This window comes from Mesorhizobium sp. WSM4809, assembly GCF_055811655.1.
Map to the genome: position 1 here is coordinate 567,807 of NZ_JBVVQW010000002.1, position 10,640 is coordinate 578,446.

General features: G+C 63.8%; 13 protein-coding genes. 9 read left to right on the plus strand and 4 right to left on the minus strand.

Annotated features, from left to right (window positions below):
- Nucleotides 1-24 precede the first annotated feature (24 nt).
- Genes cdd through deoA form a run of 3 tightly spaced genes read left to right on the plus strand, consistent with a single transcriptional unit; the run spans nt 25 to nt 2,576 of the window.
- On the plus strand, nt 25-417 hold the full coding sequence (gene cdd, locus AC0L24_RS07180) for a cytidine deaminase (protein WP_127395406.1): 393 nt from the start codon (nt 25-27) through the stop codon (nt 415-417).
- A gap of 30 nt (nt 418-447) precedes the next feature.
- Nucleotides 448-1,257, plus strand: coding sequence for a purine-nucleoside phosphorylase (locus AC0L24_RS07185; protein WP_473563603.1), 810 nt, complete (start codon nt 448-450; stop codon nt 1,255-1,257).
- Nucleotides 1,257-2,576: a thymidine phosphorylase gene (gene deoA / locus AC0L24_RS07190; RefSeq protein WP_473563604.1), complete on the plus strand. Its 1,320-nt coding sequence runs from the start codon at nt 1,257-1,259 to the stop codon at nt 2,574-2,576. The genes AC0L24_RS07185 and deoA overlap by 1 nt, the downstream gene beginning before the upstream one ends.
- 84 nt (nt 2,577-2,660) lie before the next feature.
- Here the strand turns inward: deoA and AC0L24_RS07195 are convergent, their stop codons facing one another.
- The 3 genes from AC0L24_RS07195 to AC0L24_RS07205 form a co-directional block, all read right to left on the minus strand.
- Complete coding sequence (locus tag AC0L24_RS07195; protein ID WP_128288350.1) at nt 2,661-3,224, minus strand: TIGR02281 family clan AA aspartic protease; 564 nt, start codon at nt 3,222-3,224, stop codon at nt 2,661-2,663.
- 224 nt (nt 3,225-3,448) lie between these two features.
- On the minus strand, nt 3,449-4,078 hold the full coding sequence (upp, locus tag AC0L24_RS07200) for a uracil phosphoribosyltransferase (RefSeq protein ID WP_127266929.1): 630 nt from the start codon (nt 4,076-4,078) through the stop codon (nt 3,449-3,451).
- 145 nt (nt 4,079-4,223) lie between these two features.
- Complete coding sequence (locus tag AC0L24_RS07205; protein ID WP_127266930.1) at nt 4,224-5,198, minus strand: adenosine deaminase; 975 nt, start codon at nt 5,196-5,198, stop codon at nt 4,224-4,226.
- Between the two features lie 134 nt (nt 5,199-5,332).
- Here AC0L24_RS07205 and ubiE point away from each other — a divergent pair, with 134 nt between their 5' ends.
- The 6 genes from ubiE to coaBC all read left to right on the plus strand — a co-directional run bounded on the left by ubiE (nt 5,333) and on the right by coaBC (nt 9,957).
- Nucleotides 5,333-6,109 carry a bifunctional demethylmenaquinone methyltransferase/2-methoxy-6-polyprenyl-1,4-benzoquinol methylase UbiE gene (gene ubiE / locus AC0L24_RS07210; RefSeq protein ID WP_127266931.1) on the plus strand — a complete coding sequence of 259 codons (777 nt, stop codon included), beginning with the start codon at nt 5,333-5,335 and terminating at the stop codon, nt 6,107-6,109.
- A gap of 70 nt (nt 6,110-6,179) precedes the next feature.
- On the plus strand, nt 6,180-7,754 hold the full coding sequence (ubiB, locus tag AC0L24_RS07215) for a 2-polyprenylphenol 6-hydroxylase (RefSeq protein ID WP_292632000.1): 1,575 nt from the start codon (nt 6,180-6,182) through the stop codon (nt 7,752-7,754).
- A gap of 74 nt (nt 7,755-7,828) precedes the next feature.
- Entirely contained in the window at nt 7,829-8,038 is a 210-nt protein-coding gene (locus tag AC0L24_RS07220) for a FitA-like ribbon-helix-helix domain-containing protein (protein ID WP_127270485.1), read from the plus strand.
- 2 nt (nt 8,039-8,040) lie between these two features.
- Nucleotides 8,041-8,295: a FitA-like ribbon-helix-helix domain-containing protein gene (locus AC0L24_RS07225; RefSeq protein WP_127270486.1), complete on the plus strand. Its 255-nt coding sequence runs from the start codon at nt 8,041-8,043 to the stop codon at nt 8,293-8,295.
- A gap of 2 nt (nt 8,296-8,297) precedes the next feature.
- Nucleotides 8,298-8,699 carry a type II toxin-antitoxin system VapC family toxin gene (locus AC0L24_RS07230; protein WP_127270488.1) on the plus strand — a complete coding sequence of 134 codons (402 nt, stop codon included), beginning with the start codon at nt 8,298-8,300 and terminating at the stop codon, nt 8,697-8,699.
- A gap of 25 nt (nt 8,700-8,724) precedes the next feature.
- A complete protein-coding gene (gene coaBC, locus AC0L24_RS07235) occupies nt 8,725-9,957 on the plus strand; it encodes a bifunctional phosphopantothenoylcysteine decarboxylase/phosphopantothenate--cysteine ligase CoaBC (protein ID WP_127396963.1) in 1,233 nt (410 codons plus the stop codon).
- A gap of 88 nt (nt 9,958-10,045) precedes the next feature.
- Here the strand turns inward: coaBC and AC0L24_RS07240 are convergent, their stop codons facing one another.
- Complete coding sequence (locus AC0L24_RS07240) at nt 10,046-10,624, minus strand: invasion associated locus B family protein (RefSeq protein ID WP_127379941.1); 579 nt, start codon at nt 10,622-10,624, stop codon at nt 10,046-10,048.
- Nucleotides 10,625-10,640: the final 16 nt, after the last annotated feature.

Here is a 10,640-nt window from a genome sequence, read left to right on the forward strand (position 1 = left end):
ACGATCATCGGAGAGAACACCTGAATGTCGCATGATCTGTTCGAGGCCGCCAAGGCCGCCATGGCCAAGGCCTACGCGCCCTATTCTAAGTTTCCGGTCGGCGCTGCCTTGCGCACCGAGGACGGGCGCGTCTTTACCGGCGCCAACATCGAAGTCGCCTCCTATCCGGAAGGCTGGTGCGCCGAGACCACGGCGCTCGGCCACTACATCATGGGCGGCGGCGGCAAGATCGTGGAAATCGCCGTCATCGCCGAACGCATGGCGAAATGCTCGCCTTGCGGCGGCTGCCGGCAGCGGCTGGCCGAATTCTGCCAGCCGGAAACAAAGCTCTATCTCTGCGACAATGCAGGTGTGGCCGAGACCGTGACCATGGGCGACATGCTGCCTTACGGTTTCCGCGGCGATATTTTGAAATGAACAACGGGCTCAAATGAACAGCTGGCAGCGATGACGGAAAAAACCCTGGATCATCTCGTCGAAAGGCTGGACGGCTTGGCGCCCGCCACGGCACTGGTGCTCGGTTCGGGCCTCGGCGGTCTGGTCGACCAGATCGAGGGCCCGATCCGCATCTCCTATGCCGACCTGCCCGGTTTTCCCAGAAGCGGTGTCACCGGGCATGCCGGCGAGGTGGTGGCGGGGCTGTTTGCCGGCGTGCCGGTGCTGATGCTGTCGGGCCGCGCCCATTACTACGAGCACGGCGTTGCCGCGGCGATGCGGCCGGTGCTGGAAGTGCTTGCCGGCATCGGCATCACGAAACTGATCGTCACCAATGCCGCCGGTTCGGTCGATCCGGACATGCCGCCGGGCTCGGTGATGCTGATATCGGACCACATCAATTTCTCGGGCACCAATCCGCTGATCGGCGAACCAAGCGACCGGCGTTTCGTCGGCCTGACTGAAGCCTATGATGCCGGCATCCGCCAGGCCATCGAGCGGGCGGCAAATGCGACCGGCACCACCCTGCACAAGGGCGTCTATATGTGGTTCTCCGGCCCATGCTTCGAAACGCCGGCCGAGATCCGCATGGCGCGCATCATGGGCGCCAATGCGGTCGGCATGTCGACCGTACCGGAGGTCATTCTCGCCCGCTTCCTAGGACTGCGCGTCGCCGCCTGTTCGGTCATCACCAATTTGGCGGCCGGCATGACCGGGGCCGAGCTATCGCACCAGGAGACCAAGGACATGGCACCGGTAGGCGGCGCGCGGCTCGCAACGATCCTGCAGCGCGTGTTCCACGACGGACTGCTGGAGACCTGATGCTTCCCCAGGAAATCATCCGCCGCAAGCGCGATGGCCTCAGGCTGTCGGAAGAGGAGATCGCCGGCTTCGTCGCGGGCGTGACGTCGGGCGCCGTCACCGATGGCCAGGCCGGCGCCTTCGCCATGGCGGTGTTCTTCAACGGCATGAACCGCGACGAGGCCGTGGCGCTCACGCTGGCGATGCGCGATTCCGGCGATGTGCTCGACTGGTCGGACCTGCCCGGCCCGGTCACCGACAAGCATTCGACCGGCGGCGTCGGCGACAATGTCTCGCTGATGCTGGCGCCGATCGTCGCCGCCTGCGGCGCCTATGTACCGATGATCTCGGGCCGCGGCCTCGGCCACACCGGCGGCACGCTGGACAAGATGGACGCCGTCCCCGGCTACATCAGCCAGCCCGACGTCGCGCTGTTTCGCAAGGCGGTGCTCGAAACAGGCTGTGCCATCATCGGCCAGACCGCCGACCTCGCGCCCGCCGATCGACGGCTCTATGCGATCCGCGACGTCTCCGGCACGGTCGAATCGGTGCCGCTGATCACCTCTTCGATCCTGTCGAAGAAGCTGGCGGCCGGGCTGCAATCGCTGGTGCTCGACGTCAAGGTCGGCAACGGCGCCTTCATGGAAAAATCGCGCGACGCCACCGCACTCGCCAACAGCCTGGTTGAGATCGCCAACGGCGCCGGACTAAAGGCTTCGGCGTTGATCACCGGCATGAACGAGCCCTTGGCGTCGGCCGCCGGCAACGCCGTCGAGGTGCGCAACGCCGTTGATTTCCTCACCGGCCGGTATCGTGACCGTCGGCTCGAGGACGTGACGCTGGCGCTGGCCGCCGAAATGCTGCAGTCGGCCGGGCTGGTGTCGTCCAACCAGGATGGCATGCGGCGCGCCACCGAGACACTCGCCAGCGGCCGCGCCGCCGCCACCTTCGCACGCATGGTGGCCGCGCTTGGCGGCCCCGCCGATTTCATCGAGAAACCGGAAAAGTATCTGCCGGCGGCGGCGATCGAATTTGCCGTCAAGGCGACCGCAAACGGCTTCGTCACCGGCATCGCCACCCGCGATATCGGGCTCGCCGTGGTCGGCCTGGGAGGTGGACGCACGCGGCCGGACGACAAGATCGACCCCGCGGTCGGCATCACCAGGCTGTTGCCGGTCGGTGCGGAGGTTGGGGCCGGCGAGACGCTGGCGCTGATCCATGCCCGCTCATCGGCCGATGCCGAGGCCGCCGCGGCTACCGTGCTTTCGGCCTATACGGTCGGCGCCTCGAAGCCGCCCGCCGACAAGTCGGTCATCCGGCGGATTCTGCCGCGCGGCTGAAGCAATTCCAGGAAAAGTGGTGGACCGGTTTTCCCGGGAAAGCGCATAGCGCTTTCCCTTGGAAATTGCGGAAAACGAATAGCCTTACTGGACGAGCAGCAGCGTGCCGTTCTCGACCTGGTATTTGTCGAGCCGGTTGAGAAAGCTCATGCCGATCAGATTGGTGCGCAGCGCCCTGTCGTCGAGCACGATGGTCTGGACGTCATTGACCGTGATGTTGCCGATCTGCAGGCGGTCGATCATGGCCACGGCCGCCTTGATGGTGCCGTTGGCCGTGTTGACCTCGTGGCTGAAGTCCGAAGCATTCAGCGACAAGCCGATTCGGCGTGCCGTCGACATGTTGATGGCGACCAGCGTGGCGCCGGTGTCGATCATGCCGTCGACCTGGCGCCCGTTGAACTTGAAAGCCGATGAGAAATGTCCGCGCTCGTCTGCCGCGACGACCACCTTGCGGCCCATCGGCAGCGGGGCCGCGGGCTTGTTGGGCACCGATGCCAGATTGACGTCTGGTTGGGCTTCGACCGTTTGTTTGCCCGGCACCGCCGACCTCAGCAGGTTTTCGACGAGTTGCGGATTGGACTGATACACGATCGGTATCGATGCCGATGAACCGGCGAAAACGGCGAGGATCAGAAGTTTGCGCAGCATGGATCGGCCTCGCCGCATGACCCCCGGAAATCGGGATCGATTTTCGGAAAGGCTCACGCGCAAATCAAAGTGCTACAGCGTCCTTTGCGCGTCCGAAATGGACGCGCGGCGCCGTAGTGACAGCCGATCGTTAGACCCGGATGGTGTTTGCCGCTTTAACGCGCGTCAAAACCGCGCCTTTGCGTAAACGTTTGGTAAATCGCACCAGGTGACTTTGCCTGGTATTACTTGGTCCCGTACATGCGGTCGCCGGCGTCGCCGAGGCCGGGCATGATGTAGCCCTTCTCGTTGAGTTGGCGGTCGATCGAAGCGGTGAAGACGGGAACGTCCGGATGCGCCTTGAGAAAGCGTTCGATGCCTTCGGGCGCCGCCAGCAGGCAAAGGAAACGGATGTTGGTGGCGCCGCGCTCTTTCAGCTTGTCGATCGCCGCGATCGCCGAATTGGCGGTGGCCAGCATCGGATCGACGACGATCACCAGCCGGTCGGCGAGATCGCTCGGCGCCTTGAAGAAATATTCGACCGCTTCCAGCGTTTCGTGATCGCGGTAGAGACCGACATGGGCGACGCGGGCCGCCGGAACCAGGTCGAGCAGGCCTTCCAGCAAGCCGTTGCCGGCGCGCAGCACGGAGGCAAAGACCAGCTTCTTGCCCTCAAGCGTCGGCGCTTCCATGGTTTCCATCGGCGTCTCGATGGTCGTCGTCGTCAGTTCGAGGTTGCGGGTGACCTCGTAGCCTAGCAGCAGCGAGATTTCGCGCAGCAGCCGGCGAAAGCCGGCCGTCGAGGTTTCCTTCTTGCGCATGATGGTCAGCTTGTGCTGGACAAGCGGGTGGTCGACGACGGTGACGCCCTGCATGGTGTTCTCCTGATGCCTGCGCCCGAAAATGCGCGCATGGCCCTTTCGGACGCGCCGCGCTTCAAGCTGCCTGAGCGAACCCTAGCGGCAATGCGCCGGCCAAGGAACCGCTGGCCCGCACCGACCACAGCTTTGTCGGCGGAAATCAGCGTGCCGCGCTGTTCAACCGGGCAAGAAGCGCGGTCTTCGTCTTTCTATCGACAAAAGCGGCTTCGATGGCGGTGCGGGTGACGGCGGCCAGCGCCTTTTCGTTCATCGAGAAATGCTCGGCGGCAATGTCGTATTCCCGCTTCAGCGAGGTCCAGAAATAGGGCGGATCGTCGGAATTGAGCGTCACCTTGCAGCCGGCCGCCTGCAGGGCCGGAAATGGATGATCGGCGAAACTGTCGAACACTTTGAGCGCGATGTTGGAACCGGGGCAGCATTCCAGCACGACGCCCTCGTCGGCGATGCGCCGGACGAGGTCCGGGTTCTCGATGGCGCGCACGCCATGGCCGATGCGGGACGGACGGATATGATCGAGCGCCGCCTGGACCGTCTCCCAGCCCGTCAATTCGCCGGCATGGATGGTGATGCCGAGCCCGGCCTCGCGGGCGATCTCGAAAGCCCTGACATAGTCCTCCATATCGCCGATGCGCTCATCGCCGGCGACACCGAAACCGGTGACCAGCGGATGCCCGCAGCGCGCCGCGAAGCGCGCCGCCTGCTCGATCGACTCGACGCCGACATGGCGCACGCCGGTGACGATCATGCGGCCCTCGATGCCGGTCTTGGCCTTGGCGCGGGCCATGCCTTCGCCGAGCGCATCGGTATAGGCCTTGGGCGACAGGCCGGCCTTTTTCGCGTGGTCCGGCGAGGTGAACACCTCGGAATAGATGGCGCCGTCGCGAGCGAGACTGGTCAGATAATGGTCGGCCAGCCGCGCATAGTCCTCCTCGGTCCGGAACAGATCGGCGGAAAAATCATAAGCCGCCAGGAAGGAGGTGAAATCATGCCAGACGAAGGAACCGTTCTGGATATAGGGCGAGGTGTCCTTGCCGTATTTCTGCGCCTGGCGGATGACGAGTTCGGGCGCCGCTGCCCCTTCGATGTGGCAGTGCAGTTCCGCTTTCAAAGGCATTCAACCATCCCGTCGATCCGTCCAGGTCTCGAAAACCCGCCACCTGGAAGCGCGGCTGAACACCGCGCCTTAAACAATAGCGCCCGCACCATCGATCGGCTATGGTCCCGCCGGTTTTATGACGGATCAAAAAAATGTCAGTTGAGAGAACCACGGCCGCGGGCGGCATGGAAACCTCCTATGGTTTCAAGCGTGTCGGGGCTGGCGACAAGCAGTCCCTGGTCAACGATGTTTTCCACAAGGTCGCCAACCGCTACGACCTGATGAACGATCTGATGTCGGCCGGCCTGCACCGGCTGTGGAAGGACGCCATGGTCACCTGGCTCAATCCTCCCAAAAGGATCGGCTGGCGCGTGCTGGACGTTGCCGGCGGCACCGGCGACATCGCCTTCCGCATCGTCGATGCCAGCCACGGCAATGCCCATGCCACCGTGCTCGACATCAATGGCTCGATGCTGGCCGTCGGCCGCGACCGGGCCGAAAAGAAGGGCCTGTCCGGCAACACCGATTTCGTCGAGGCCAATGCCGAGGAACTGCCCTTTGCCGATGCCACATTCGACGCTTACACCATCGCTTTCGGCATCCGCAACGTGCCGCGCATCGAGGTGGCCTTGGGCGAAGCGTTTCGCGTGCTGAAGCCCGGCGGGCGCTTCCTGTGCCTGGAGTTTTCCGAGGTCGAGATGCCGCTTCTCGACAAGGCCTACGAAGCCTGGTCGTTCAACGCCATTCCAAAGATCGGCAAGATGGTCACTGGCGACGGCGAACCCTATTCCTATCTGGTCGAATCGATCGCCAGGTTTCCCAATCAGCAGAATTTCGCGACGATGATTTCCCGCGCCGGCTTCGACCGCGTTTCCTTCCGCAACTACTCCGGCGGTATTGCAGCGCTTCATTCGGGCTGGAAGCTTTGAAGCCGGACCGCATTTCTCACAATCTACACGTGCTATGCCGGTTCAAAGAGCCGGCAGGATTGGCGCTGCCATGAGCAATGTCAGTGCAGGATTCCGGCTCGTAAGGGCCGGCTGGGTGCTGGTCCGCGAGGGTGTCGTCGCCGCTCTGCCGGGTGAGGAACTGTCCGGCCTGCCGAAGTTCGGATGGCGGATGGCGCGGCTGTTCACCCGCCGCCGCGCGCTGGCCTATGAGCGCAGCGACCGGCTGGCCAAGGCGGTCGTCCGGCTCGGTCCATCTTATGTAAAGCTCGGCCAGTTCCTGGCGACACGGCCCGACGTCGTCGGCAACGACATGGCGCTCGATCTCGCCACGTTGCAGGATAAGATGCACACCTTCCCCCGGGCCGAGGCCATCGAGGCGATCGAGGCTTCGCTCGGGCGCAAGATCGGCGATCTCTATACGCAATTCGGCGACCCGGTCGCCGCCGCCTCCATCGCCCAGGTCCATGCCGCCGACGCTGTCCATGACGGCATTGCCACCAAGGTGGCGGTCAAGGTGATCCGGCCCGGCGTGCGCCGCCGTTTCTTCCAGGATCTCGAAAGCTATTTCCTCGCCGCTCGCCTGCAGGAGAAATACATCCCCTCGTCCCGCCGGCTGCGGCCGGTCGAGGTCACCCAGACGCTGGCGCAGACCACCAAGATCGAGATGGATCTTCGCCTCGAGGCGGCGGCTCTCTCGGAACTCGGCGAAAGCACCAGGGACGACCCCGGCTTTCGCGTGCCGTCCGTCGACTGGGAGCGCACCGGCCGCGACGTCTTGACCATGGAGTGGGTCGACGGCGTCAAGATGAACGACATTGCCGGCCTGGAAGCCGCCGGCCACGATTTGAAGGCGATCGCAGCCAACCTCATCCAGTCGTTCCTGCGCCACACCCTGCGCGACGGCTTCTTCCATGCCGACATGCATCCGGGCAATTTGTTCGTCGAGGCAAACGGCACCATCGTTGCCGTCGATCTCGGCATTGCCGGCAGGCTCGGCAAGAAGGAGCGCCGCTTCCTCGCCGAAATTCTCTACGGCTTCATCACGCGCGACTATCTGCGTGTCGCCGAGGTCCATTTCGAGGCCGGCTATGTGCCGCGCCAGCACAATGTCGCAGCCTTCGCGCAGGCGATCCGGGCGATCGGGGAGCCGATCCATGGCCAGCCGGCCGAGACCATCTCGATGGCCAAGCTTCTGACGCTGCTGTTCGAGGTCACCGAACTCTTCGACATGGCGACGCGGCCCGAATTGATCCTGTTGCAGAAGACCATGGTGGTGGTCGAGGGCGTGGCGCGCACGCTCGACCCGGCCTTCAACATGTGGAAGACGGCCGAGCCGGTGGTCGGCGACTGGATATCAGGCAATCTTGGGCCGCGTGGCATGATGATCGATGTGCGAGACGGCGCCAGGGCGCTGCTCACGCTGGCCCGTCAGGTGCCCGAGCTTGCGGCGCGCACCGACCGGCTGTCGCGCGAGATCGACCTGATGGCCGAGCACGGCCTGCGCTTCGACGAGACCACCGCCGACGCCATCGGCAAGGCCGAGGCGCGCTACAGCCGCTCCGGCCGTTGGGCACTCTGGGTGATTGCGTTGACGCTGGTTTATATCGCCTGGAAGTTGATCTGAGTGCAGGCAATGACAGCAATGCTGTCATTGCAGTCGGAAATCGAGATCGCTATATTCTACGTAGGAGTGTGCATATGGCGAGGATTACCGTCCGCAATCTGGAAGACCATGTCATGCGGCGGCTACGCGAGCGCGGCGCCGCGCGGGGCGTTTCCATGGAGCAGGAAGCGCGGGACGTGCTCGCCGCATCCGTTGGGCTGCCGACCACAAAAGGGTTCGACCGAACGGGTTTGGCATCTGGGGAAAAACCCAAGGATCAATCAATCGCAAGAATGCAGGAATAGCCATGGGCACCCTAACGATCCGCAATCTCGACGAGGATTTGAAGCAAAGGCTGCGCGAGCAGGCCGCCAGACATGGCGTGTCAATGGAGCAGGAGGCAAGAACCCTGTTGTTGAAGGATGTAGCGGCAGTCAACAAGCACGACGACGATGTCGTCACGGCAGAGGAAATCCTCGAATTCGGTCGACGATTGCGAAAAGTGGACTTCGACCAGAAAAAACTAACGGATGAGCTCTGGTCCTTCATCGAGGAGGACTGACTGTGGTGATCGACACCTCCGCGATTTTGGCCATCCTCAAGCAGGAGCCTGATGCACCGGTGATAGCCCAGCGCCTCGCCGGAAATCAGCTGATGTTTATGAGCGCCGCGACCCTGATGGAATGTGGCACGGTCGTCGTCGGACGTTATGGGGCGGCCGGCACAGCTGAGTTGAGAGGCCTTCTAGAAAGACTGAAAGTCACGATCGTCGCTCTCACTGCCGAACATGCACAGGCCGGCATTGAAGCCTATGCCCTCTATGGCCGCGGCACTGGCCATCCCGCCAAACTCAACATGGGCGACTGTTTTTCCTACGCTCTCGCCAGGACGCGAAACCTGCCGCTGCTTTTCAAGGGCAATGATTTCATCCATACCGATATCGAACCGGCGCTGAAGCCGGCATGACACTCGATAAGAACTGGTCTTGGGCATGAGCCTCTCCGGCAAGCGCATCCTGCTCATCATCGGCGGCGGCATCGCCGCCTACAAGGCGCTCGATCTCATCCGCCGGCTGCGCGAGCGCGGGGCCGCGGTTCGGGTGGTCATGACATCGGCCGCGCAGGAATTCATCACCACGCTGTCGGCCGGCGCGCTCTCCGCCGACCATGTCTTTACCGAACTGTTCGACCGCCAGGACGAGCACGATGTCGGCCACATCAGGCTGTCGCGAGAGACCGATCTGCTGGTGGTGGCGCCCGCCACCGCCGACCTGATGGCCAAGCTCGCCAATGGCCACGCCAACGATCTGGCCTCCACGGTGCTCATCGCCACCGACAAGCCGGTGCTGATGGCGCCGGCCATGAACCCCAGAATGTGGGCGCATCCGGCCACCCGCCGCAACCGCGCGACGCTGCAGAAAGACCGCGTCACCTTCGTCGGTCCGGCCAGGGGCGAGATGGCCGAAAGCAATGAAGCCGGCGAAGGCCGCATGGCCGAGCCGCTGGAGATCGTCGCCGCGATCGAGGCACTGCTCGACGTCGGCCCGAAGCCGCTGTCGGGGCGCAGGATCATCGTCACCTCCGGCCCCACGCATGAGCCCATCGACCCGGTGCGCTACATCGCCAACCGTTCGTCCGGCAAGCAGGGCCATGCCATAGCGGCAGCACTGGCCAGGCTCGGCGCCGATGTGCACCTCGTCTCCGGTCCTGTCGGCATTGCCGATCCGGCTGGCGTGAAGACCATCCATGTCGAACGTGCGCGAGAGATGCGCGACGCGGTGGAACAGCTCCTGCCCGCAGACGCGGCGGTGTTCGTCGCCGCCGTTGCCGACTGGCGAACCGAGAATTCAGCCGGTGAGAAGACCAAAAAGGTCGCCGGCGAAGGGCCGCCGGTGCTGCGCATGGTCGAAAATCCCGACATTCTCGCCGGCGTCGGCCATCACAGCCAGCGACCCGGCCTGGTTATCGGCTTCGCCGCCGAGACGCAGGATCTCCTGCGCAACGCCGAGGCCAAACTCAAGAAAAAAGGCGCCGATCTCATCGTCGCCAACGACGTGTCGCAGGGAAGCGGCGTCGGTTCTTCGGGCGTGATGGGCGGCGATCGCAACCGGGTGCGGATCGTGTCAAAGGCTGGCGTCGAGGAATGGCCGGAGATGAGCAAGGACGATGTGGCGGCGCGGCTCGCCGCCTTGATCGCCGAAAGGCTTAAAACCATCATCGTTTGAACCGACGCAGAGACGTTCTGAGGCAGTGACGCACTGCCCTGCCGCGAGACGACATTTCAGGCAGCGCTTTAAGTCCTGCGGCTCTACATCAATTGGTCAAAAGCTGCGCGGTCCGGGCAAGCGCGCCGGCGAAGCCGTTGAGCGGAATGGAAAAGTTCACCGCTTGTCCGGTATCTGCCGCGAAAGCGTCGATCTTCAGTGTGGTGCCTGATTTCAGCAGCGGCGTGACAGTCGCATCGAACACCACCGGCACCAGACAGCCGACGACCTGGCAGGTGTTGAACGCCAGGCTGCCGTCCAGCTTCTGATCGTCGATGGTCAGGCTGACCCCCTTGGCCAGCGCCAGGCCGAACGGCAACGCAAGCGTGCCCGTGGCATCCTCGCCGGTCTTGCTCGACAGCTCGATCGCCAGCAGCCGCTGATTGCTTTGCTTGTTGAATTGCTGATGCGACAGGCTGCAGGTCTTGGCCGTGCCCGATATCTGGCAATTGACCGTCCAGTCGCCGTGGGTTTCAGACAGTGCCGACGCGCCGCCGGGCAACTGCGGCGCATCCGCGGCAGCGGGTGCCGCGACCGCCTTGTCGCTCTTGGTTTGCGCCGCCACGGCCGCCACGCCGACGGTGCAGGCAACACCCAGCATCGCCACGAAATACGCGTACTTCCTCATCAAGATCCCTCCCGCC